Source organism: Microbacterium sp. Y547 (assembly GCF_057669785.1).
Genome location: NZ_JBYHFN010000005.1, coordinates 240,940 through 263,216, shown reverse-complemented (window position 1 = coordinate 263,216; position 22,277 = coordinate 240,940). Strand labels below are relative to the sequence as shown.

Annotated in this window: 22 protein-coding genes; 17 read left to right on the top strand and 5 right to left on the bottom strand. The window is 69.1% G+C overall.

What is annotated here, in order from left to right; translation table 11 throughout:
- Window positions 1-187: 187 nt before the first annotated feature.
- From AC25Y0_RS10475 to AC25Y0_RS10425, 11 genes are all read left to right on the top strand, one after another.
- Entirely contained in the window at window positions 188-973 is a 786-nt protein-coding gene (locus AC25Y0_RS10475; protein ID WP_488134611.1) for a DUF6801 domain-containing protein, read from the top strand.
- Between the two features lie 8 nt (window positions 974-981).
- Window positions 982-1,896, top strand: coding sequence for a L,D-transpeptidase (locus AC25Y0_RS10470; RefSeq protein ID WP_488123822.1), 915 nt, complete (start codon window positions 982-984; stop codon window positions 1,894-1,896).
- Window positions 1,897-2,010: 114 nt separating this feature from the next.
- Complete coding sequence (locus tag AC25Y0_RS10465) at window positions 2,011-2,136, top strand: hypothetical protein (protein WP_488124054.1); 126 nt, start codon at window positions 2,011-2,013, stop codon at window positions 2,134-2,136.
- Between the two features lie 211 nt (window positions 2,137-2,347).
- Window positions 2,348-3,325, top strand: a complete 978-nt coding sequence (locus AC25Y0_RS10460) for an acetylxylan esterase (RefSeq protein WP_488134610.1) — start codon at window positions 2,348-2,350, stop codon at window positions 3,323-3,325.
- Window positions 3,326-3,952: 627 nt separating this feature from the next.
- On the top strand, window positions 3,953-4,621 hold the full coding sequence (locus AC25Y0_RS10455) for a hypothetical protein (protein WP_488123824.1): 669 nt from the start codon (window positions 3,953-3,955) through the stop codon (window positions 4,619-4,621).
- A 106-nt stretch (window positions 4,622-4,727) separates the two neighbouring features.
- Window positions 4,728-5,336, top strand: coding sequence for a copper resistance CopC family protein (locus AC25Y0_RS10450; RefSeq protein WP_488134609.1), 609 nt, complete (start codon window positions 4,728-4,730; stop codon window positions 5,334-5,336).
- A 32-nt stretch (window positions 5,337-5,368) separates the two neighbouring features.
- Window positions 5,369-5,914, top strand: coding sequence for a copper chaperone PCu(A)C (locus AC25Y0_RS10445; protein WP_488134608.1), 546 nt, complete (start codon window positions 5,369-5,371; stop codon window positions 5,912-5,914).
- A complete protein-coding gene (locus AC25Y0_RS10440) occupies window positions 5,911-7,140 on the top strand; it encodes a Dyp-type peroxidase (RefSeq protein WP_488123827.1) in 1,230 nt (409 codons plus the stop codon). The genes AC25Y0_RS10445 and AC25Y0_RS10440 overlap by 4 nt, the downstream gene beginning before the upstream one ends.
- Window positions 7,141-7,274: 134 nt before the next feature.
- Entirely contained in the window at window positions 7,275-8,396 is a 1,122-nt protein-coding gene (locus AC25Y0_RS10435; protein ID WP_488134607.1) for an acyltransferase family protein, read from the top strand.
- A complete protein-coding gene (locus tag AC25Y0_RS10430) occupies window positions 8,393-8,866 on the top strand; it encodes a hypothetical protein (protein WP_488134606.1) in 474 nt (157 codons plus the stop codon). Before AC25Y0_RS10435 ends, AC25Y0_RS10430 begins: the two co-directional genes overlap by 4 nt.
- A gap of 47 nt (window positions 8,867-8,913) precedes the next feature.
- On the top strand, window positions 8,914-9,300 hold the full coding sequence (locus AC25Y0_RS10425; RefSeq protein WP_488123830.1) for a DoxX family protein: 387 nt from the start codon (window positions 8,914-8,916) through the stop codon (window positions 9,298-9,300).
- On the opposite strand, the gene AC25Y0_RS10420 is transcribed toward AC25Y0_RS10425, so the two are convergent.
- Window positions 9,290-10,441: a polysaccharide deacetylase family protein gene (locus AC25Y0_RS10420; RefSeq protein ID WP_488134605.1), complete on the bottom strand. Its 1,152-nt coding sequence runs from the start codon at window positions 10,439-10,441 to the stop codon at window positions 9,290-9,292. The genes AC25Y0_RS10425 and AC25Y0_RS10420 overlap by 11 nt on opposite strands.
- Before the next feature lie 155 nt (window positions 10,442-10,596).
- On the opposite strand from AC25Y0_RS10420, the gene AC25Y0_RS10415 reads away from it, so the two are divergent.
- Both AC25Y0_RS10415 and AC25Y0_RS10410 read left to right on the top strand, forming a co-directional pair.
- Window positions 10,597-11,616, top strand: coding sequence for a hypothetical protein (locus tag AC25Y0_RS10415; RefSeq protein WP_488134604.1), 1,020 nt, complete (start codon window positions 10,597-10,599; stop codon window positions 11,614-11,616).
- A 13-nt stretch (window positions 11,617-11,629) separates the two neighbouring features.
- Complete coding sequence (locus tag AC25Y0_RS10410) at window positions 11,630-11,995, top strand: PLDc N-terminal domain-containing protein (RefSeq protein WP_488123833.1); 366 nt, start codon at window positions 11,630-11,632, stop codon at window positions 11,993-11,995.
- 3 nt (window positions 11,996-11,998) lie between these two features.
- Here the strand turns inward: AC25Y0_RS10410 and AC25Y0_RS10405 are convergent, their stop codons facing one another.
- A complete protein-coding gene (locus AC25Y0_RS10405; RefSeq protein ID WP_488134603.1) occupies window positions 11,999-12,859 on the bottom strand; it encodes an oxygenase MpaB family protein in 861 nt (286 codons plus the stop codon).
- Between the two features lie 86 nt (window positions 12,860-12,945).
- Window positions 12,946-14,046 carry a class I SAM-dependent methyltransferase gene (locus tag AC25Y0_RS10400; RefSeq protein WP_488124034.1) on the bottom strand — a complete coding sequence of 367 codons (1,101 nt, stop codon included), beginning with the start codon at window positions 14,044-14,046 and terminating at the stop codon, window positions 12,946-12,948.
- A 91-nt stretch (window positions 14,047-14,137) separates the two neighbouring features.
- Here AC25Y0_RS10400 and AC25Y0_RS10395 point away from each other — a divergent pair, with 91 nt between their 5' ends.
- Window positions 14,138-14,602, top strand: coding sequence for a DUF3817 domain-containing protein (locus tag AC25Y0_RS10395; protein ID WP_488123835.1), 465 nt, complete (start codon window positions 14,138-14,140; stop codon window positions 14,600-14,602).
- Here AC25Y0_RS10395 and AC25Y0_RS10390 read toward each other — a convergent pair.
- Together AC25Y0_RS10390 and AC25Y0_RS10385 are read right to left on the bottom strand one after the other, a co-directional pair.
- Window positions 14,574-16,874: an ATP-binding protein gene (locus AC25Y0_RS10390; RefSeq protein ID WP_488134602.1), complete on the bottom strand. Its 2,301-nt coding sequence runs from the start codon at window positions 16,872-16,874 to the stop codon at window positions 14,574-14,576. The two genes, AC25Y0_RS10395 and AC25Y0_RS10390, sit on opposite strands and share 29 nt — an antisense overlap.
- Before the next feature lie 47 nt (window positions 16,875-16,921).
- Complete coding sequence (locus tag AC25Y0_RS10385; RefSeq protein ID WP_488123837.1) at window positions 16,922-17,758, bottom strand: class I SAM-dependent methyltransferase; 837 nt, start codon at window positions 17,756-17,758, stop codon at window positions 16,922-16,924.
- 207 nt (window positions 17,759-17,965) lie between these two features.
- On the opposite strand from AC25Y0_RS10385, the gene AC25Y0_RS10380 reads away from it, so the two are divergent.
- The 3 genes from AC25Y0_RS10380 to AC25Y0_RS10370 all read left to right on the top strand — a co-directional run bounded on the left by AC25Y0_RS10380 (window position 17,966) and on the right by AC25Y0_RS10370 (window position 22,239).
- Complete coding sequence (locus AC25Y0_RS10380) at window positions 17,966-20,533, top strand: ATP-dependent Clp protease ATP-binding subunit (protein ID WP_488134601.1); 2,568 nt, start codon at window positions 17,966-17,968, stop codon at window positions 20,531-20,533.
- A 72-nt stretch (window positions 20,534-20,605) separates the two neighbouring features.
- Window positions 20,606-21,478, top strand: coding sequence for an LLM class flavin-dependent oxidoreductase (locus AC25Y0_RS10375; RefSeq protein WP_488134600.1), 873 nt, complete (start codon window positions 20,606-20,608; stop codon window positions 21,476-21,478).
- Complete coding sequence (locus tag AC25Y0_RS10370) at window positions 21,475-22,239, top strand: LLM class flavin-dependent oxidoreductase (protein WP_488134599.1); 765 nt, start codon at window positions 21,475-21,477, stop codon at window positions 22,237-22,239. Before AC25Y0_RS10375 ends, AC25Y0_RS10370 begins: the two co-directional genes overlap by 4 nt.
- Window positions 22,240-22,277: the final 38 nt, after the last annotated feature.

Here is a 22,277-nt window from a genome sequence, read left to right as displayed (position 1 = left end):
GAAGGCTGAGTGTGGTATTTCGCTGCTATTCGCTTTCTTGCATGCACGCGCGAAATGCTGCAAATATGCACGTGATTCTGCGGACGACGCGAAACCAGACGTGCATGTGCCGGCCCGCTTCAGCTATCGCCGCTCTGACATGATCGGCATCCATCAGGGTCTGTGATTGCGAATTAACAAGGGGGAGGTGGCCACTTCCATTTCACCCAGCGTGCAGATACCTTCGGCCAACACGGACCGGCTTTTCATTGGCGGACGACCGAACACACAGGGAGCGAACGTGGAGATCAAGGATAAATGCGCGCACAAGACACGCCGAATGGGAGTTATCGCTGTTGCGGCTCTCGTCGTTAGCGGCGGCTTCTGGTTGGCGGCACCTGCGAGCGCGCAGACTGTGCACGCAACGTTCGACGTCTCCTGTACTCAGGGGTATGTCAATGAGGGGAACCCATTCGCGGTTGGTGTCGAGGTCGACGTGATTCTGCCGGACACGATCCATGCTGGAGACACTGTCTATCCCGAGGTCACCGTAGACCTCGAGCTGCCTGCCGAGGTCGCCGAAGCCATCCTCGACAACGGTTACCAAACCATGGAAGGCTTCGTCAATGTCACGGTGGACATCACCGCGCCGGACAACACGTCAAGCCCGCTGACAGCAACGAACTTTCCGTTGCCTCTCACCACCGTCCCTGACCCGGCAGCACCATTTCCGATCGTGGCCTCGCCATCCTTTCCGGCGTACACGTTCGGCCCGTCGGGTAGCTACCTGATTCACGTACAGGGGTCGGCGGTGACCATCACGGGGGTTACCGTGAGCGAGCCCGGCGGCGGCACCTTCACGTTGGGTGACTTCGGTTGCACCGTGGACGGAATTATCGAAGTGGGAGCGATCGAAGTGCAGGATCCGTCACAACCTGCTCCGCCGGCACCGGACCGCCCGAGCCGACCGGCGCTACCAGTGGTTTCCGGATAGCAATCGCGATGAACACTCTCGGCGGCCTGGGCTTGCGCGCACGGCATGCAAGCCCAGGCTGGCGGAGGCTCCCACCGTCTGGTGTTCTTGCGCTCGCCCTGATCATGATGCTTGCCAGCTGCGCGAACCCGGCGCCCGTCGCCGAACGTATGAACCAGGACGCCTTTCGTGACCAACCCACGCTCGCGCCGAAGGCTCCACTCAGCGACGACCAGATCGCGCTTCTGCCTGAAGCCTCCTACGACGCCGTGATCCCCGGACTACTTACCTACTCCGATTCGGCTCGGACCTCCGCAACCGCATACATGGTCGAGTCCGATGTGCCACTCTTTGGAGCGGATCGCTCTGAACCTGTTGCGCGGTTCGCCGCGGTGAACTTTCTCGGCGAGCCCTCAGTGCTGGTGGAGATTCTGAGACAAGGTGACTGGTCGTTGATACTCACGCCATCACGTCGCGAGCTACCCTCACAGCGCTCCGCCAGCGCTTCGACTCCGCCCGCGGCGCAGACCGCAGCATGGGTACGTAGCGATAAGCTCCGCAATCCGCGCCCGATCACGTCGCAGATCGTTGTCGTCGTGTCTGACGAGACGCTCACCATCCTGGAAGGTGACGCCGTTCAACACGTGTTCGAAGTGGGTGTAGGCACTCCAGAAACCCCGACGCCGGTCAACGTCTTGGGGTATCTGCAGGCCCAATACCTGGACCCCGCCCAACAGCAGGACACGCACCGAATCCAGCTGACGTCTTTGCACGCAACCGCTGCGGATGAGCCATACGGAGGGAGTGTCGGCGGGCTGATCGGCATTCATTATCAACAAGTGGCCCGCGGTGCGGTTTCCCACGGATGCCTCCGCCTCGGCGCGGAAGCCATTGAAGCCGTCGACGCTCTTCCTTTGGGGACGCTCGTCACGATCCTGCCGTGACGCGTCGGCGCCATGGCGACGTGGTGAATCGGGCGTCACACGTGCCCACATTTTGCCCACGAACGTCCGCGGTTAGCGGGTTACCGAGTGGGTGAGTGTGCGGCGAAATGCCGCGTGATTCCGCGGCAGACGCCGCCACGACAACCCAATGTCCAGAACCGCGACTTCTTCTCGGGATCCGGTTCGTCGTACGTCATCGGCAAAGCCGAAGCGACCGAAGACGACGACTGGGACTTCTAGAAGCCTTCGCGGCGCCGCGAGTCGCCGTTTGCGCGCTGACGCAGTCGGGGCGGGACGCCCCGTCGTGGGACGAGACGGCTACGCCGGCCCGAGTTGCACAAGGCACTGCGCGCGGTTTGGGAAAGCCCCAGGCAAACCTCGGCCGTGACGGCGGACGCCGACGTAGCTAGGCTCGACCCACGCCGCCGGAGGCGTCACCGGAAGGATCGCCGTGCCACGCTTCGACCTGCCCGAATCCGAGTTGCGGACCTACCGGCCTGAGGTCCGCGAACCTGCCGACTTCGACGACTTCTGGGAGCGCACGCTGACCGAAGCGCGGGCGGTCGGCGACGCCGCCGTGCTCACCCCCGTGGCCACGGCGCTGCGGCACATCGAGGTGTACGACCTCGTCTTCCCTGGCTTCAGCGGCGACCCGATCCGCGCCTGGTACCTCCGCCCGGCGGGCGTCACGGGACGCCTGCCCGCGGTCGTCGAGTTCCTCGGCTACGGCGGCGGTCGCGGCCTGCCGCACGAGCGCCTCGCGTGGGCGGCATCCGGTCGTGCACACATCGTCATGGACACGCGCGGGCAGGGCGCCACATGGGGCGGCGGCGGGGACACCGCCGATCCGCACGGCACCGGTCCAAGCGTGCCGGGACTCATGACCCGGGGCATCGAGGACGCCGAGGACTACTACTACCGCCGGCTCATCACCGACGCCATCCGCTGCGTGGACGCGGCGCTCGGTCTCGACGGCGTCGACCCGGACCGGGTGGCCATCACGGGCATCAGTCAGGGTGGCGGGCTCACCGTCGCGGTGAGTGGCCTTCACCCGCGGCTGGTCGCCGCGATGCCGGACGTGCCCTTTCTCTGCCACTTCGAGCGGGCGGTGGGGATGACCGACACGGACCCCTACGCCGAGATCGTGCGCTATCTCGCCGTACACCGCGGCAGTGGTGATGCCGAGCGGGTGTTCAACACGCTCTCGTACGTCGACGGCGTCAACTTCGCGCGGCGGTCCTCCGTGCCGGCGCTGTACTCCACGGCGATCCTCGACGACACCTGCCCGCCGTCGACGGTGTTCGCCGCCTTCAACCACCTCGCCACCGCAGACCGCCGCATCGACGTCTATGGCTTCAACCGGCACGAGGGCGGCGAGGTCTACCGGTTCCCCGCGCAGGCTGCCTTCCTCGCCGCCCTCGGCTGCTGACCGGCGCGGCCTCAGGCGGCTGATCTCCGTGTCGCGGAGCGACGAGTCCCGACCACCCGGATGCTCCCTACCGTGCCAAGCACTGCGACGACGCCGCACAGCGGCTGCCAAAGACGCATGTCACTGCCGCGGGCGGGTGACGTGCGGGTGAACTCCGATTTCACCCTTGTCGCTGGTTTCCCGCGGCGTCTACCGTGTGGCGTACAGAGAGGGTTGTCCCCAGCTTCCCTCTCACTTGGTGCACTGCCTGCTGCGAGAGCCGGGTCAGGACCGGTCAGTCAGCGGAAGGGCGGGCCCGGGTGACGCCAAGCGCCCGGGCCCACCGCACCTCGCTCGGGCTGACGGCCGCCAGGCGGAAGAGCGCCACTTCGGGTGGCGAGGACATCGCGGTGACCCGCCCGCGTCGTCTGTCATCGGCGAGGCCGCAGCCACCAAACCATGGGTGCCCGGCGTTCGTCGCTCTGAACGTGGTTGGTGGGCGCTGACGCGATTGGTAGCGTTGCGGGTGAAGTCTCGGCGCCGGCAGCGTCCCGTCGACCGCGACCCTTCACACCCGGAGCAGCGATCGACATGCAGAGTCGTACGAGAGAGAGCGCGCTTTCGCGCCCACCTTTCTGTGCGACCGGCGTGGATGACCTCGACTCCGTCTCTCTGATCCCTCCGGCGAACGATCACGTGCCGACGGGGAGCGCCACCCGGGCATCACGAGGCCCCCGTGTCCTGCGGGGTGTGCTGGCGGCATCCGTCTCGACCTTCATCGCCCTCTTGTCGCACGTCGCGGGGGGCGGCGAGATGCCCGGCTGGGCCGGTGTCATCGTGCCGTGGCTGCTCGCGGTCATGGTCTGCACGCTGCTGACCGGTCGGTCCCTCTCGCTGTGGCGACTGTCGGCCGCGGTCGTCGCGAGCCAGGCCCTGTTCCACGAGCTCTTCGTCCTGGGGATGTCGCGCGGGTCCGGTGCCTCGTCGCCGGCGCTGTTCACCCATCACGTCACCGCGTCGACAACCGTGTCGGCGCCCGGAGTCGCGCCGGACGGAGTGACGATGTGGCTCGGCCACGCAGTCGCCGCAGTCGTGACGCTCGCCGTGCTGTACCGCGGCGAGCGCGGTGTCCGCCGGCTTCTCGCCCTGGCAGGTGACGTCCTGCATGCGGCGACCCGGCGCCTCGCGTCGGTCAGCGTCGTGCTCGCACCGCGCCGTATCGCCGCCGTCGCCATCGAACGGCGCGCGATGGCTCCGCTCGGATGGCACCCCTCTTCGCTCGCGCGGCGCGGGCCCCCTCTCTTCGTATCGGTCTGATCTCTCCTCCGGAATCCTTCGGAGGGTGACCCCCGTCGCCTGCTCCGTGAGCAGGTGACACTCGTCCGCTGCGTCACGACGTGACGCGTGATCGAAGAGGTTTGTCATGTCCCGTTTTCGCATGCTCGCGGCGGGGGTGGCTGTGGCGATGTTCGCGGTCTTGTCCGCGGCCGACCCGGCATCCGCGCACGACAAGCTCATCGCCAGTTCGCCCACGGCGGGCGAGGCACTCGCCGAGGCACCTGCGGCGGTGTCGCTGACGTTCTCGGGCGACGTGCTCACCACCGGCGCGGTCGTCGTGATCGTCGACGCCGAGGGCGCCGACTGGATCGCCGAGGCGCCCGTCCCCGAGGGCAACGAGGTCACCGCCGAGGTGCGTCCTGGAATGCCCGAGGCCGGATACGAACTGCGCTGGCGGGTCGTGTCGGACGACGGCCACCCGATCTCGGGCATCATCCCGTTCACGGTCGGCGATGGCGAGCCGTTGGCGCGCGCCACGGATGCGGGGTCAGGGGCCGGGGCGGTCGCACCCGATAAGGCGGGCGCACCCGAGAACGCCGGCGTACAAGAGAGTCAGGCCACACAGGAGAACCCCGCGCTGCGGACGGTTCTCATCGGCGCGGGCGGAGCGATCGTCGCGGTCGCCCTGTTCGCGCTCTTCCGATTCCTTCGTCGGCACCGATCCGGTGTCGACACCGGCGGCTCCCATCGATGAGTCGTCGAACCATCTGTGAAAGGCACACCCCCGTGATCATCAAGAAAAACATCGCCCTCCGCGCCGGGATCCTGCTCGCTGCGGCATCCTTCGCTCTCACCGGCTGCGCGTCGAGCGCCGCTCCCGCCCCGGAGCCCGCCTACGCCGAGACCGTTTCACCCGCCGCGGACTCGATCGAGATCGCCGACGCGTGGGTGAAAGCGGTCGACGGCGGGATGTCCGCCGCGTTCGGTGAGCTGACGAACAGCAGCGACGCCGACGTCACGGTCGTCGGAGCCGAGGCGGCAGTGTCGCCGATGCTCGAGCTGCACGAGACGGTCGCCAACGACACCGGCGAGATGATGATGCGTCCGGTCGACGGCGGCTTCGTGATCCCCGCATCCGGAATGCTGACGCTCGAACCGGGGGGCAACCACATCATGCTGATGCAACTCACCCAGCCGCTGCACGCCGGAGACGAGCTCGCCCTGACCCTCCTCCTGTCCGACGGCTCCTCGTTCGAGTTCGTCGCCCCCGTGAAGGACTTCGCCGGAGCGAACGAGAACTACGACGGGGACATGGAGATGGACCACAAATGAGCCGCGGCCGGGACGACATTCCCGGCCGCCGCAGCGCGACCCGGCGACAGTTCCTCCTCGGAGGCGCTGTCGCCGGTGTCGGCGCAGCAGCGGCGGTCGGCATCGACCTCGTCGTCCGTTCACAGGACCCGGCGCCTGCCCCGGCGGCATCCGTGCCCCTCAACGGCGACACGACGGTCCCCTTCCACGGCGCCCACCAGGCCGGCATCGACACCGACGCGCAAGCGCACGGGGTCTTCCTCGCCCTCGATCTGCTGCCCGGGACCGATCGGGACGGACTGCGGCGGATGATGCGGATCCTCACCGATGACGCCGCCCGCCTCACACAGGGTCAGGGCGCACTGGCTGACACGGAGCCCGAACTCGCCGTCTCGCCCGCGCGGCTGACGGTCACGTTCGGCTTCGGCCCGGAACTCGTGAGCCGCGCCCAGGGAAAGGCGCCTTCCTGGCTGCGCCCCCTGCCGGCCTTCACGATCGACCGGCTGCAGCCGGAGTACAGCGACGGCGACCTGCTGATCCAGGTCGCCGCCGACGACCCGCTCACGGTCGCACACGCGTCGCGGATGCTGCTGAAGGATGCCCGCAGCTTCGCGACCCTGCGCTGGTCGCAGCAGGGGTTCCGTCGCGCGCACGGGACCGTGAAGCCCGGCACCACGATGCGGAATCTGTTCGGCCAGGTCGACGGCACTTCGAACGTCAGCCCCGGCACGCCGGACTTCGACCAGGTCGTGTGGAACACCGACGGGTGGATGGCCGGCGGAACAAGCCTCGTGATCCGTCGCATCGACATGAACCTCGACACGTGGGACCGCCTCGACCGAAGCGGCCGAGACCAGTCGGTGGGCCGCTTCCAATCCACCGGCGCGCCGCTGACCGGAACAGACGAGTTCGACGAGCCCGACTTCACGGCAACCGACGCGATCGGCTTCCCTGTGATTCCGGAGTTCTCGCACCTGCGGCGTGCACGCAGTGACAACCCCACCGAACGGATCTTCCGTCGGGCATACAACTACGACGACATGCCCGTCGCGGGGGAGATCTCGAGGGCCGGACTGATCTTCGTCTCCTTCCAGGCCGACGTCGATCGTCAGTTCACCCCGATCCAGCGGCGACTCGATGAGCTCGACCTGCTCAACGAGTGGACGACGCCGATCGGCTCGGCCGTCTTCGCCGTACCACCGGGCTGCGCGGCGGGCGGCTACATCGGGGAGGGCCTCCTGACGTGACCGCTCGGCCCCCGGTCGGTCGGGTTCTCCCGGATGCCCGCACATGATGCTTGTTCTCGCGGAACGCGCACCGCTATTGTGAGCGCACGTCGGCCGCGCATGGGGATTGCGGCTGCCGCTCATCTGGGGGAACAGTGCCGTTTCTTAAAGGCGCGCGCATCGAAGGACTCGACGTCCTGCGCGGCATCGCCATCTTGCTCGTGCTCATCCGGCATTCGTATCCGGAGGTGACAAGCGCGGGGGGATTGATCGGCGTCGTGGTGTTCTTCACCCTGAGCGGCTACCTCATCACGGGGCTCCTGATGTCGGACCTGCGGCGGTACGGAAAAGTGCGCTACGGGCGGTTCTATCGGAACCGCGCGATCCGCCTCGTTCCTGCACTGGTCTTCCTGCTCATCGGGTTCGTCATCGTCGAGGGGGTGCTCAACATCTCCGACACCCGCCCACAGGTGGTCCGCACGGTCATGGTCGCTCTCACGTACACGATGAACGTGCCGTTCTTCAGTCACGGCAGCGGCAATATGAGTCACCTGTGGACCCTCGCCAACGAAGAGCAGTTCTACCTGGTGTGGCCTCTCGTCTTGGCGATCGGACTGCGGTGGAAGCGCCTTCGGCTCGTTGTCGCTGTGACGGCCGTGCTCATCTTCGCCGGCAACTGTCTCTGGCTCACGCTCGTCGCCCCCGATTACTGGCTGACCTACAACGCTGTCACCACCTGGACGATCGCGATGGTCATCGGAGCGGCGGCGCAGCTCGGGCAGCATCACATCTCGCGTTACGTGTACGGGCGCCGTGCGACCGCCGGCGCCTGCCTGGGTGGGCTGGCGCTGATCGTCTATGCCGTCGTTCCGGGCGCGAAGGAGCTCCCCGCGACCTACTACGTCGGAGGAATCGTGATCGGTCTTCTGACCGTTGTGGTGCTGTGGAAGCTTCGCGATGTTCCCGTCGTGCCCCTGGCCGTGAAGCCCCTCCTGGGGCTCGGAGCGATCTCGTACGCCGCCTACCTCTGGAACTACCCCCTGACCTGGTGGCTTCGCGACGCGGGCTGGGAGTACTGGCAGATCGGCGCTTTCGTGCTGACGATCCTCGCGGCGACGGCCTCGTGGTTCCTGGTCGAGAAACCGTTCGACAATCTGAAGGCGGGACTCGATCGTCGCTCGACTGGCGACCCCCGAGCCGGTCTTCGCCGCCGAACCCGAGCACCGATGAGCCTCCGCGCCGACCCGCGCGGGAGCGCGATAACGTGGCAGGCATGAAGCGCCCCCTGTCTCTCGCCGCGGTCGCCCTCGTCTTCGTGCTCACCGGCTGTGCAGCGTCTGATCCCTCGCCGACGGCCACGCCGAGCGGAACCGCGACGGTGTCCGCCACTCCGACTCCGACACCGGCTACCGAGACACCTGCCGCCGAGACGCCGGCAGCGGATGCACCCACTGAGACAGCGCCGCCGGCCGACGCGCCGGCAGAGGGGGACACGCTGGCGTCTTTGAGCATCGTCGCCCCGGAAGCCACGGGCGTGCGGGAGACCGAACCGGGGCGGTGGGAGATCTCCACCAGCATCCCCACGCCGCGCGGCGAGCCGGGCAGCCCCGAAGCGCAGGCGGCTCTCGCGCTCTGCGAAGAAGCGGTTCGCCTCGGAGCGACCTCCGTCTCGGTCCTCGATGACACCGGCGCGGCGCTCGTTCTCTATGGACACCCCTCGTCGGGTGACGCCTGCACCGAGATGTGACGATGATCCGCGCCACGGATCTTCAGAGATGAGATGAGAGTGAGCCGATGAGGGCGATCGCACGCTGGCTGCTGGCCGGATCCATGGTTTTCGCCGGCATCAGTCACCTGTTCTGGGCGCGGAAAGAGTTCCAAGCGCAGGTGCCTGACTTCACGACCCGAGTCATGGACAAGGATGCCGTCGTCGTGGCATCCGGTGTCGTCGAGGTGATGCTCGGTGCGTCTCTGGTCGCACTGCCGCGCTCGCGTCGCACGCTCGGGGTGATCCTCGCCGCGTTCTTCATCGCGGTGTTCCCTGGCAACATCGAGCAGTGGCGCATGCGGCGTGACGGTTTCGGACTCGATACCGACCGCAAGCGCCTCGTCCGGCTGTTCTTCCAGCCCCTGCTCGTCGCGTGGGCGTTCTGGTCGACGCGCGACAGCGTCAGCCGATGAGGCCGATGAGCGTGTCGAGGCCCATCCCGTAGTTGATGCGCACCGTCGGCAGGGCGAGCTTGTCGGTTCCGATCGTCACAGAGCCCGGTTCGATCGTGCGGGCCAACTCCCAGCCGGCTTGCCGCAGTGCTTCTTTCGAGGTGTCGTTGTAGTGCCCGAAGGGATAGGCCATGACCTCCTTCACCCCGAGGGTCGCGCCCGACATCTCCATGTCGGCGACGATCTCGGGCACTGACCAGTTCACGATGCGTCCGTCGCCGTTCGCGCCTGCCTGGTGCATGTCGTGCGTGTGGGATCGGCGCAGCACGTAGGACGACGGCGCAGGATCCTGCCGGTAGGCCGTGACCATGAACGAGGTGGCGAGCACCTGGTGGGCGTCGATGACGGGCACGGCGAGATCGAACCACGACTGGTCGGCGTCGTCGTCGGTCACGATGACCGAGCGGTTGGGCAGGAAGAGTCGCCCGTCGATGAATGCGGAAAGCTCATCCCAGGTCGGCAGGTAGAAGCCGGTGGACGCGATGTAGGCCATGTGCGCCTCGAAATCCCCGATGTACGCGTAGTTGCCGCGCAGCCAGCCTGCTTCGCCCTCGGGCTTCGCGGTGAACTGGTGGTACATGAGGATCGGGATTCGAGCGCTCTCTGCGGCGTTGAGTTCGGGGGTCATCCACGAGCCGTGCAGCGTGACCTGCTGGTCGGCGCAGACGACGGCCTCCGACCCGTTGACCCGCCCGGGCACCGCGTAGGCCGCGGCATCGGCCGGTGTCGCGTACCAGCCGGCGAAGACGGCGCCGTCCTGCGTGGGAATCGGCAGCCCGGTGTAGAGCGCCCCCTGGGTCTGCAGCATCGGGGGATCAGCGATCCCGGGGCCTGCGAAAGCGACGGAGCACGCGTTCGGGTCGTCGCTCGACGCGAGCAGCTGCTCCTGCGGCGTGAGTGGGGTGGGTGTGGGCGTCGGGGTGGGGGGAGGGCTGAGCGAGGGTGCTGAGGGAGAGGCTGTCGACGAACGGCCGGCGTCGGTCGCGGTGGCCATCATCGCGACGGCCACGGTCGCACCCACGAGGATGGCCGCCGCCCCCAGCACGGCGACCGTGATCGGTCGGCGGCGGTCAGGGCGAGGGGGGTGGGCGGTGCTGCTCAACGCGGTCCCTTCAGCGGCAATGTACTCCGGCGCCGCCCTGTCGGGAGGCATCCCGCAGATGACTGTGCGTCAGCACCAGTTGTACCGGAGTTCGAGGCGCGCCGCGCGACGCGCGTGCATCGGCCCTGAGCACCCGCCGCTCGAGCAAAGATCGCTTGACCCATCGGGCGTGGCAGGGCACGCTGGGCGACGAGATGGAAGCCAGCGCGGAACGTGTTCGAAAGCCCGCCCGATCAAGGGTCGCCGGAGCAGACGGATCGTTCATCGCGGGCCCGGCGATACCCGTCGCGAGCACGTCGCTGCAGCGCACGTATCGCTACGTCCGGCTTTCGCTCGTCGGCATCGTGGTGCTGCTGGCCGCCTCGCTCACGGCGCTGTGGATCGACAGCGGTCCGCTGGGCTCGGTGAGCGCGGCGTACTACACCGCCGCCGGACCGGTCTTCGTCGGCGGGGTGTTCGCCGTCGCGCTCGCGCTGCTCGTGCTGTCCGGGCGCAGCTTCGGCCAGGTGTCTCTCGACCTGGCGGCGGTCGTCGCGCCCCTGATCGCGATCGTGCCCACACCGGTCTTCGCGGGGGATGTGCCCGGGCTCGCCGTGGAGTGCCCTGGCGGCGTCGAGCCGTGCGTGCCCGAGGCCTTCGCGCAGGCGGTCGGCAACGGCATGACGGCGTTGCTGGTCATCGGGGCCGTGGGCTGGGGGAGTGTGCTCGTGCTGGCGATCACCGAGCGCACGGTGTCCCGACGGCTCCCCACGCTCGTCGTCTCGGGGGCGCTCATCGCCGCCACGGCGGTGTGGCGGTTCGTGGCCCCCGACGGCTTTCTGCGGGTCGGTCACGTCATCGCGGCGGCCTCGTTCTTCGGGTTCATCGCGCTCGCCGCGCTCGCGTCCGCGATCGACGCCGGCCGTGCGCGTGCGTTCGGCTATCGAGCCGTCTATCTCGCGATCACGGTCGCGATCATCGCCGTGCTGCTGGCCCTGCTCGCGGTCGTCATCGTCGGCTCTCTCGGCGGAGGGGTGCCTGAGCTGTGGGGTGTCTCGCCGGTCTTCCTCGGCGAAGCCCTCGCCCTTGTCCTGTTCGCCGCTTTCTGGATCGCACAGACCGTCGAGACGTGGAACGATCCCGACCCGACGTTCCGCTCGGGGGCCGTAGGCAACCGGTTGTCGGCACAGCGCTAGGCTGTGGAACCTTATGCCTTTTATCTCGGTTCTCGTCGTCGGAGTGATGGTGTTCTCGCTCGTCGACATCATCCGTCGTGACGACTTCCAGGTGAAGCACCTGCCCAAGACGATGTGGATCATCATCGTGATCCTGCTGCCGATCATCGGCAGCATGCTGTGGTTCACGCTCGGTCGCGTGTATCCCGAAGACGGCCCGCGGATGCCGCGCACCGCGCCGCGTCCCCGGGCGCAGCCCGCTCCCGCACCCGCGCCCATCCGTCACGATGTGCGCACGACCGAGGAGCAGCTCGCCGCGCTCGAGAGGGAGATCGAAGAGGACCGGCTGCGAGCCGAACTCGCGCGGCGTCGGCGCGAGCAGTCCGGCGAGAACGCCTGACCGTCAGCGACGCGCGGGACGCACCTTGCGGTACGGGTGGGTCGTGACGCGCTTCGTGGCGTCGGCGATCGTGTCGGCGTAGGAACGTGAACGCCGGGCGATGCCCATCAGGCGCTTCGTCGTGCGGGCCGCGGCGCGCAGGTTCATCGGTCGCCCTTCGATGCCGTACAGCAGCAGAGCCCACTCCGGCAGCACCGACAGCACGCCGTCCTGCACGATGATCGTCGTCCACACCGTGATGGGGTTCCCCCGCAGTGACGGCGCGCGGAGCGCCCGGGTCACCTCGGCGGCCGGCAGGGTCAGCGCGAGCCAGCCGGTCTGCGCGTTGATGTACGACTCGAGGTCGGCGCGGGTGCGGGGCAGCAGCGCCTCGTCTTCGATGCCGACAAGACGCGCTGCGATCAGCTGCTCGACGATGAACTGCTCCTGCTCGGCCGGGGTCAGTTCGAGCCCGAACTCCTCTGAGACGCGCAGGAGCGCGTAAACGAAGGTGTTGTGGGTCCACGCGAGCCACTCGGGCTTGTCGGCCCGCAGCACCTCACCGGTGTCCGGCGAGGTCCACGTCGCGTGGGCGTGCATGCGGCGCACCGAGGCCGCGGCGGCGTCAGCATGCGCCTTGTCGCCGAACACGACGGTGTCGAAGTACCGCCCGGTGCGCTCGTCGCGTCCGGCCGCGTCGCCGTGCGACTCGGTCGCGGCGTAGAACAGGCGCATCATGCTCGGGTTGAGGGCCTGCATGATGAGAGCCGCCATTCCCCCCAGCTTCGACGTCGGGTCCGAGAAGATCCGCCACGAGATGCTCTCGGGGCCGAAATAGCCGTCGTCGGCGCGCTCGGCGTCACGGGGTGCAGCGGTCATCGTCATGGGGCCTCCAAAGGCGGAAAATGGACAGCATTTCCGACTTTATCGGCGCGCGGGATGCGAGCTCCGCCACCGCCTCGGACGGCGTGTCACCGACGCGTGGACGCGGTGACCGTGAACTTCGCGTTGCGCGCGACCTGACGGGTCGGACCGACGATCTTCTCGAGTGCGGCGCGGTAGCGAAGGCCCGAGTTGAACACGGTCCACAGCTCGCCGCCGGGGCGGAGCACCCGTGCGGCATCCTGAAAGAACCGCCGTGCGAGGTCTTCCGTCACGGCGCTTCCGCTGTGGAACGGCGGATTGAGCGCGATGAAGCCGGCGCTTCCCGCGGCAAGCGACCCGAGCAGATCGTCGCGCTCGACCCGCACGCGGTCTGCCACGCCGTTCGCGTCGGCCGTCGCGCGGGCCGAGGCGACCGCAGCCGCCGATTCGTCCGACGCGTACACGGTCAGGTCGGGGTGACGCAGCGCGAGCGCGGTCGCGACGATGCCTGTACCGCAGGCGAGGTCGATCGCCGGAGCCGTCACGCGTTCGGGCAGGTGCTCCAGCAGCAGCCTCGTGCCGATGTCGATCGACGTTCCGGCGAACGCGCCACCGAACGCGCAGACGATGAGGCCGTCGTGCTCCTGTCGGCGAGGCGTGGGGTCGTGCCCGTCACGCGGCCCGCGAGCCACCAGGACCCGTGACTTCTGCCGTGCGTGCGTCACGTCGAGCCGGTCGAAGTTCACCCGCAGTACATCGTTCATCGCGAGCGTCATGTGCTTGATGCGCCCGCCGGCGAAGACGACGACATCGGATGCCGCGTGGGCGGCGATGAGCGCGGCGATGTCGCGCAATGCGTCGAGCGAGCGGGGGAGGCGGACGAGCACGACGCGGGCGCCGTTCACGAGGGACGCGTCGAGGGTGTGCGAGGCGAATGCGTCCCGCAGCCCCGCGCGCTCGGCGTTGGCCCCGAGCGCGCGCTCGCCCGTCAGCGCATCCTGATGGACGCGGATGGCCTGGGCTCCCTGCGCGGCCGCGCCGAGGGTGAGGGCGCCGTAAGCGTCGCCGATCACGACGAGTTCACCGGGACCGAGGTCAGAGCGTGCGGCGGCGGACTCGTCCAGCAGCAGTCGGTCGGCCGCGTCGACCGCGACGAGTCCGGGTGCTTCGAGGTCGGGCCAGCGCCGCAGGTCGTCGAGCGAGAACATCACCGCTCCACGCTAACCCGCGGCATCCGGTGTCGTTCGCGTGTCACGCACGAACGTAGGGTGGAAGGCAAGCGCCCACCCGAGGAGACCCGTGTTCCGCACGCCCCAGACCCTGTTCCGCACGCTGGCGATCGCCGAGGCGATCTCGTGGACGCTGCTCATCACCGGTCTGATCCTGCGGGCGACGCTCGACCTGACCATCGCGACGACGATCGGCGGCGGCATCCACGGCTTCGTGTTCCTGTCGTACGGGGCGACGGCGATCCTCGTCGCGAAGAACCAGCGCTGGCGTCTGGGGCCGACGATCAGCGCCGTGGTGAGCGCCATCGTGCCCTACGCGACGATCCCGATGGAGATCTGGCTGCACCGCACGGGCCGACTCCGCGGAGCGTGGCGGCTGGAGCAGACGAACGACCCCCGAGATGCCGCGTGGCACGACCGGCTCATGCGGTGGTTCCTGCGCCGGCCGTGGGTGCTGGCGATCCTCTTGGCGCTCGCGGTGATCCTGGTGTTCGTCGCGCTGCTCATCATCGGCCCTCCGGGCGGACGGCACTGATCTCGGCGAACCTCGCGCGCAGGCCGGGCGGGCACGCCGCTTCGGCTGCTTCCTGACTCGAGAGTCGGGCGATCCGATCGAGCGCGGCCAGGGCCTCTGCCTCGTCGCCTGCGGCGTCGTAGGCGCTCACGAGGCTGCCGAGCGTGTCGACTTCGCGCGCATGATCGCCCGCCGAAACCGCGATCGCCAGCGCGTCCCGGAGGATCGGAATGCGTCGCCGCGGCTCGGGCGTGCGCGCGGCGCACAGCAGCAGCATCCGGTTCGTGCAGCGCAGGTCACCCAGATGCCGGAAGGTCTCTGCGAGCTCCGCCGGGTCGCCGGCCACCTCCAGTCCGAGGCATGCCTGCACCAGCCGAGCGTGCGCGAGTTCATGCTCGTTCAAGGTGATCGCGGCATGCTCGACGCACTCCGCAGCCCAGCGCACGGCGCGCTCGGGGTCGTGGCCGCTTTCGGCTGAGGTCAGCGCCATCATGTAGCGCACGTTGTTCACGTGTGTGTCGTCGCCCGCCCGCGCGAAGGCGCGCATGGCGGACTCGAACGACGACAGCGCCGCCTGCAGGTCGGACGGGTCGGATGCCCGCTGCGCGATTCCGCGGAACTGGCGGATCGCCCCCAGCTCCCAGTCGTCGCCGGGGGCTTCGGCGAGCCGCTCGGCCTCGGCGAGGTGTCGCAGCGCTTCCGGCGAGTCAGACCGGTAGGCCGCCGCAAGGCCTGCCAGCTGATGCGCGGCGCGTGCTTCGTCGTCAGCGGCGATCGCGAGGGCGCGTTCGGCGAGGAGGGCGACCCGGTCGATGTCCGAGAAGGCGAGGGCGTTTCCGAGGACGAGAAGGTCTTGCGGCCGCATCGCGTCGAGGAACCAGTCCTGAGTCGACGCGGCCGCGATCAGGCTCATACTCTCGACGTCGGCTCCGTATTGCTCGACCCCGACCGCGAGCGATGACGCGAGGGCGACGGCGCTCGGATGCCGCGCCGCGAGCGACCAGCGAAGCGCCGCGTGGATCTCGGGGCACAGGGCAGCCGAGGTGCGGGCAGCGGCGGGGGTGCCGTCGGTGCGTGCTCGTGAGGCGAAGTCGCTCGCGATCCGCATCGTGTGGTCGGCGTGGCGCTCGAGCACCTCGCGGATGAGCGAGGGATCCGTGCGCGCATGCACGAACTCGCGCATGACCGCCAGCAAGCGAAAGCGCAGCGGCTCCTGCGAGTGCGGCACGAGGAGCGAGCGATCGAGCAGGCGCATGATGACGCTCTCGACGCCGGGGTGGGTGACGGCCTCGGCGAGGTCGACATCGAACGTGCGGGGAAGGGCGGCCAGCCGCCGCAGCACTTCCTGCTCGTCGGCTGCCAGCAGATCCCACGTCCAGTCGAAGGTCGTCTCGAGCGTGCGATGGCGACCGTGCGGTGCCGCCCGGTCAAGGGTCGCGAAACCGCGCGAGAGCCGGGCGTCGAGCTGCGCGATCGGAAGATGGCGGGCGGCGGATGCCGCGAGCTCGAGGGCGAGCGGCAGGCCGTCCAGCCGCTGGCCGATGCGCTGGACGGCTGCGAGGTCCTCGGGGGTCAACGTGTAGCCCGCGGACTCGAGCCGATCGACGACGAGCGCGACGGCCGGGGCATCGGGGCCTTCGGTGGACAGGGGAGCGAGAACGTGGACGACTTCGTCCTCGTCGCCCAGCGGGGTGCGCGATGTGACGATGACGTGCAGGTCGGGGGCAGCATCGCACAGCCGCCGCACGGCTCGTGCGGTCGTCGCGCCGACCCGATCAGCGTTGTCGAGCACGAGCATGTACGGCCGGGCGGACAGGGCGACGCCGAGCTGGGCGCAGAGATCGCCGCGAAGTGAGCCCTCGAGGCCGAGGGCGTACGTGACCCTCGAGACGACATCGTCGGGTTCGGCGTGCTCGAGGTCGACGACGAAGGGGATGCGGGGCCCTGGGGACTTCGCGATCTCGAGCGCGAGCCTGGTCTTGCCCACGCCGCCGGGCCCGACGATCGTCACCCACCTGCCATGGCGAAGAAGCTGCTCGAGCCGCGCGAGATCGCGACCCCTGCCGCGCAGCGTGTTCGTCGGGACATGCACCGCGGCCGCTCGGCGCTCGCGGGCCGCTTCGAGCAGCTCCGTCCGCGCATGGGCGTCGAGCTTGCGGCGCAGACTCGCGATGTGACTCTCGACCGTGCGCACCGAGATGAACAACTCCGCGGCGATCTCGGAGTTGTTCAAACGCCGCTCTACGGCTGCCAGCACCGCGCTTTCGCGCGGAGTGAGGGGCGGGCCCAGCACGCCGCTCAGTGTAGTCACGCCTGACGTCAGCGGAAGGGGGGCGATGCTCAGCAGACGCGGGCGGTGACCAGCAGGTACTCCCATTCCATGGATCCGCTCTCGCCCAGAGCGCCGTCGGCGTGGGCGACGAGCGCGGCATCGAGGGCTGAGCTCTGTGCCGCATCGTCGGCGTTGCGGTTGTACACGGCGATCGTCGGGCCGTAGTTCGACGCGAAGTACGCGCGGAACTGCTCTCCGTCCGAGAAGTGGTCGATTCGCACCGTGTCGCGTGACACCTGCACGTCGTCGACCCGGTCGCCGAGCAGCGCACGCACATACTCCTCGTCGCCCCAGAGAGGAGCGGGCTGCGCTCCTTCGGGCAGGGGCGCCGCGAACGGCTTCATGACGGCGAACATCCGCCCGATGAACCCCTCGGGCGTCCAGTTGAGCAACCCGATGCGCCCACCCGGTCGGGTCACGCGGACGATCTCGGCGGCGCTGCGGTCATGGTGCGGGGCGAACATGATGCCGACCGTCGAGAGCGCGACGTCGAAAGCGTCGTCTTCGAACGGCAGGGCCTCGGCGTCAGCGGGGATCCATTCGAGCTCCGCGCCCGCCGCCTGTGCCAGGCGGTGACCCTCGTCGAACAGCTCCGGGGTCAGGTCGCTCGCGACGACCGTCGCGCCGCGCAGCGCAGCGGGGATGGCAGCGTTGCCGCATCCGGCGGCGATGTCCAGCACGCGCTCGCCGGGGCGGATGTCGACGGCCTCGACGACGCGTCTGCCGAGAGGCCAGACGAGGTCGGATGCGACGCGGGGGTAGTCCCCGGATGCCCACATCGCGCGGTGCTTGGCCTTGAGTGCCCTGTCGGCCTCGCTGATCGTGGTGGTCTGCAGATCGGTCATGTCCTTCTCCTTTGTCTCGGTGACACCGATCCAGCATCGTCCCGTCGCCGGATCGGCACATCCGTGCTCCGCACGGACATTTCGGAGCGTTCGGTGTGAGCGATCAACGCGGGGAATATGTCGGCACGCCATTCGTTGAACTTGATACGACTCTGCTCAACTTTGTAAGTTGATAGCGCTCTACTCAGGTTTGACCAGGAGAAATGCATGCCCGAAGACTTCACGCCCCCCTACGGTGCCGGCGAGAACAGCTCGTTCGATGAGTTCCTCGCGCGGTACCTCGCCGGCGAGCGCGCTCGCGCGGGCCGTTCGATCGACCTCACCCGGTTCCTCGGCTCGCGCACGCAGGAGATCCTGCAGCGCGCCGGCCGGTTCGCGCTCGAACGCGGTCAGCACGAGCTCGACGCACTTCACGTGCTGCGCGTCCTGGTGACGGAATCGCCCGCGAAGGACGCCGTCGAGCGGATCGGCGCCGATCCGGCGGCGATCGCCCGCGCGACCGAGGAGCGTCTGCCCGCGGCATCCGGTGCTGCCGGTATCGACGGTGCCGTCGTCACTCCTTCGGTGCAGCGCGCGCTTTTCCACGCGTTCCAGGTCGCCCGTTCCTCGGGCTCGACCTATGTCGACCCGGAGCACCTCTTCTTCGCTCTGGTGCTCGCGCAGGACACCCCGGCGGGCCAGGTACTGGCACAGGCCGGCGTGACCGCCGAAGCCCTCACGCAGGGCGCGCGCGAGACCGTCACGCCGGGCGGCGTCGGCGGTCCTGAGCAGCAGCCCGAGGCCACGGCATCCGACACGCCGATGCTCGACAGGTTCGGCACCGATCTGACGGCCCGTGCCGCAGCGGGCGAGCTGGACCCCGTCATCGGCCGCGCCGCCGAGATCGAGCAGACGATCGAGATCCTGAGCCGCCGCACGAAGAACAACCCCGTCTTGGTGGGCGAGGCCGGCGTCGGCAAGAACGCCGTCGTCGAGGGCCTCGCGCAGGCGATCGTGGCAGCCGAGGTTCCCGAGCAGCTGCGCGACAAGCGCGTCATCGCGCTCGATCTGCCCGCCATGCTCGCCGGGACCCGCTACCGCGGTGACTTCGAAGAGCGCCTCACCGGCACGATGGACGAGATCGCCGCACGCAAGGGCGAGCTCATCGTCTTCATCGATGAAGTGCACACCGTCGTGGGCGCCGGAGGCGGCGGCGACGGCTCGATGGATGCCGGCAACATCCTCAAGCCGCGCCTGGCACGCGGTGATCTGCAGCTGATCGGGGCGACGACACTCACCGAGTACCGCGTCATCGAGAAGGACCCCGCGCTCGAGCGTCGCTTCCAGCCGGTCCGCGTCGGCGAGCCTTCGATCGAAGACGCCGTCCGCATTCTGCACGGGCTCAAATCCGTGTACGAGCAGCACCACGGCATCGTCTACACCGACGAGGCGCTGCGCGCCGCCGTCGAACTGAGCGACCGCTACCTCACGGAGCGCGTGCTTCCGGACAAGGCGATCGACCTCATCGACCAGGCCGGTGCGCGACTGCGACTGCGCCTGGGCGCCAAGGTCGACATCAGTGCGCTCATGGCTCAGCTGGCGACCCTCGAAGCGGACAAGAACGCCGCGGTGTCGGCCGAGCACTACGAAGAGGCCTCCCGTCTGCGCGACGAGATCGCCGCCGTGCAGGGCCGGCTCGAGAGCGTGTCCGAGAAGATGGCCCACAGCGAGCCGGGTGAGGCGAGCCACGTCGTGGACGAACCCGAGATCGCGAGTGTCATCAGCCGGGCCACCGGCATCCCGGTCGCGCGGCTCACCGAGTCCGAACGCGACCGTCTCGCGCACCTCGAGTCCGAACTGCACGCTCGCGTCATCGGGCAGGACGACGCCGTCGCCGCTGTGGCCAAGGCGGTGCGCCGCAGCCGCACCGGCATGGCAGACCCGCGTCGCCCCGTCGGATCGTTCCTCTTCCTCGGACCGACCGGCGTCGGCAAGACCGAGCTCGCGAAGGCCCTGGCGACCTCGCTGTTCGACTCCGAGAGCATCATCCGCTTCGACATGAGCGAGTTCGGCGAACGCCACACGGTGTCGCGACTCGTCGGCGCCCCTCCGGGCTACGTCGGCTACGACGAGGCGGGTCAGCTCACCGAGCGCGTGCGCCGCGACCCGTACTCGATCGTGCTGTTCGACGAGATCGAGAAGGCGCATCCGGATGTCTTCAACCTGCTCCTGCAGGTGCTCGAGGACGGGCGGCTCACCGACGGTCAGGGCCGGACGGTGGACTTCCGCAACACCGTTATCGTGATGACCTCGAACCTCGGCTCGGAGTTCCTCGCGTCGCGCGGTGGAGCGATCGGCTTCCTCGCCGACAGCGGCGGCTCCACGGGGTTCGGGTCTGAGAAGGACCTGCGCGACCGGGTCATGGGCAAGCTCCGCGAAGCGATGCGACCGGAGTTCCTCAACCGGATCGACGACATCGTGCTGTTCCGCAAGCTCGACAAGACGCAGCTGCGCGAGATCGTGCACCTGATGCTCGGCGCGACCGAGGCACGGCTGGCGCAGCGCGAGGTGACCGTGACCGTGACGGACGCGGCGATCGAGTGGCTGGCCGAGCACGGCTACGAACCCGAGTACGGGGCGCGGCCGCTGCGTCGGCTCATCCAGCGTGAGGTCGATGACCGGCTCGCAGAGCTGTTCGTGACGGGCGCGCTCACCGATGGCGGTGCCGTGACGGTGGATGCCGCCGCCGACGGCATCGTCGCGACGGCGGGGGTGCCGCTGGCCGTCGCCGCCTGAGCCCGACAACCGATCCGACACCCGCACCGGTCATCCGGTGCGGGTGTCTGTCGGTGGTGCCAGAGTGGAGGCATGGCACGCATCGGCACGATCTTCAGCCCGTACCAGAACCCTCCCGAGGCGCTTCGCGCAGCCGTCGAGGCCGCGGAGGCCGGAGGCGTTACCGAGCTGTGGGTGTGGGAGGACTGCTTCCGCGAGTCCGGCTTCGCGACCGCGGCCGTCGCGCTCGCGTGCAGTGAGAACCTGCGGGTGGGCCTCGGCATCGCACCCATGCCGCTGCGCAACGCCGCCCTCACGGCGATGGAGATCGCGACGATCGAGCGGATGTTCCCCGGTCGGTTCCTGCCCGGACTCGGCCACGGAGTGCTCGACTGGATGGGGCAGGCAGGCGCCCGCGTCGCCTCGCCGCTCACCCTCATGCGCGAGTACATCCCGAGTGTGCGCGCTCTTCTCGCCGGCGACGAGGTCACGGTCTCGGGCCGCTACGTCACACTCGACGCCGTGCGCCTGGAGTGGCCGGTCGCCGTCGCACCGCCGGTGTATGCCGCGGCCGACGGTCCGAAGACGCTGCGCCTGAGCGGCGAGGTCGCCGACGGAACGGTGCTCGTCGGTGGATACACTCCCGACGAGGTCGCCGATCGGATCGCGATCGTGCGCGAGGGGCGCGAGGCCTCGGGGCGCACCGGCGCGCACGAGATCGTCGCGTACGTGCATGCCGCGTTCGGCGACGCCGCCGAGGAACGCGCCCGCGGGGAGTTCCCGGACCGTCCCGCCGAGGGGCGCGTGCTGTGGGGATCGGCCGACGATGTCGCCGCCGGCGCCGCACGATTCTTCGAGGCCGGGGTCGACGCCGTCATCCTGCTTCCAGCTGACGGCGAGTCCGATCTGGCGGCCTTCTATGCGCACACCGGCGCGGTGGCACGGCACGTCGGGGTGGCACCGTGACAGGCGATCTGTCGATCGGCATCGCGGCCGCCGCGGGCCCGGCCGTCGGCAGCGCCGTCGCACGGGCGGCCGAACAGGCTGGCCTGCACGCGCTGTGGGTCAACGACACGGTCGGGCATGACGCGCTCGACGTCATCGCCGCCGCCGCTGCAGCGACGGAGCGCCTTGTGCTGGCCACCGGCGTGCTGCCGGTCGACCGGCGCTCGCCCCGCGAGATCCTCGAGCGCGCCGCCGGGCTTCCGGCAGACCGCCTCGTGCTCGGCATCGGCTCCGGCCAGGCGCGCACGGGGGCACTCGATCGGGTGCGGGGCGCCGTGGCCGAGATCCGCGCCGGCACATCGGCGCGGATCGTCGTCGGGGCACTCGGCCCACGGATGCGGCGGCTCGGTACCGCGGCATCCGACGGTCTCGTCCTGAGCTGGCTCACGCCCGACGTCGCGCGGACGCAGCGCGCCCAGGCGCACGAAGCCGCGCCGAGCACGCGGATCGCCCTCTATGTCCGCGCCACGTCGGATCCAGCCGCCGTCGGGCGGCTGCGCGCCGAGGCCGACGCTTACGCGGGGTACCCGGCGTACCGCGCGCATTTCGCGCGGCTCGGCATCGCCGCGCTGGACACGACGATCGAACCGGCGGCGCTGGCGGGAAGCATCCCGCAGTATCGCGACGCCGTCGACGAGGTCGTGCTGCGCGTCATGACGGCGGAGAACACGGCCGACGAGTACGTGCGGTTCATCGACGACGTGCGAGCGGCCGCCGCATGATGTGGCGCAGCCTGGCCTGTTGGGTGCTTGCCGCTCTG

What these genes read in the sequence shown, in the direction of transcription:
- AC25Y0_RS10375 (WP_488134600.1), top strand. Translation starts at nt 20,606, where the DNA reads ATGGCACGCATCGGCACGATCTTCAGCCCGTACCAGAACCCTCCCGAG.
- AC25Y0_RS10470 (WP_488123822.1), top strand. Translation starts at nt 982, where the DNA reads ATGAACACTCTCGGCGGCCTGGGCTTGCGCGCACGGCATGCAAGCCCA.
- AC25Y0_RS10405 (WP_488134603.1), bottom strand. Translation starts at nt 12,859, where the DNA reads ATGACGATGACCGCTGCACCCCGTGACGCCGAGCGCGCCGACGACGGC.
- AC25Y0_RS10385 (WP_488123837.1), bottom strand. Translation starts at nt 17,758, where the DNA reads ATGACCGATCTGCAGACCACCACGATCAGCGAGGCCGACAGGGCACTC.
- AC25Y0_RS10425 (WP_488123830.1), top strand. Translation starts at nt 8,914, where the DNA reads ATGAGGGCGATCGCACGCTGGCTGCTGGCCGGATCCATGGTTTTCGCC.
- AC25Y0_RS10430 (WP_488134606.1), top strand. Translation starts at nt 8,393, where the DNA reads ATGAAGCGCCCCCTGTCTCTCGCCGCGGTCGCCCTCGTCTTCGTGCTC.
- AC25Y0_RS10440 (WP_488123827.1), top strand. Translation starts at nt 5,911, where the DNA reads ATGAGCCGCGGCCGGGACGACATTCCCGGCCGCCGCAGCGCGACCCGG.
- AC25Y0_RS10410 (WP_488123833.1), top strand. Translation starts at nt 11,630, where the DNA reads ATGCCTTTTATCTCGGTTCTCGTCGTCGGAGTGATGGTGTTCTCGCTC.
- AC25Y0_RS10400 (WP_488124034.1), bottom strand. Translation starts at nt 14,046, where the DNA reads ATGTTCTCGCTCGACGACCTGCGGCGCTGGCCCGACCTCGAAGCACCC.
- AC25Y0_RS10450 (WP_488134609.1), top strand. Translation starts at nt 4,728, where the DNA reads ATGTCCCGTTTTCGCATGCTCGCGGCGGGGGTGGCTGTGGCGATGTTC.
- AC25Y0_RS10380 (WP_488134601.1), top strand. Translation starts at nt 17,966, where the DNA reads ATGCCCGAAGACTTCACGCCCCCCTACGGTGCCGGCGAGAACAGCTCG.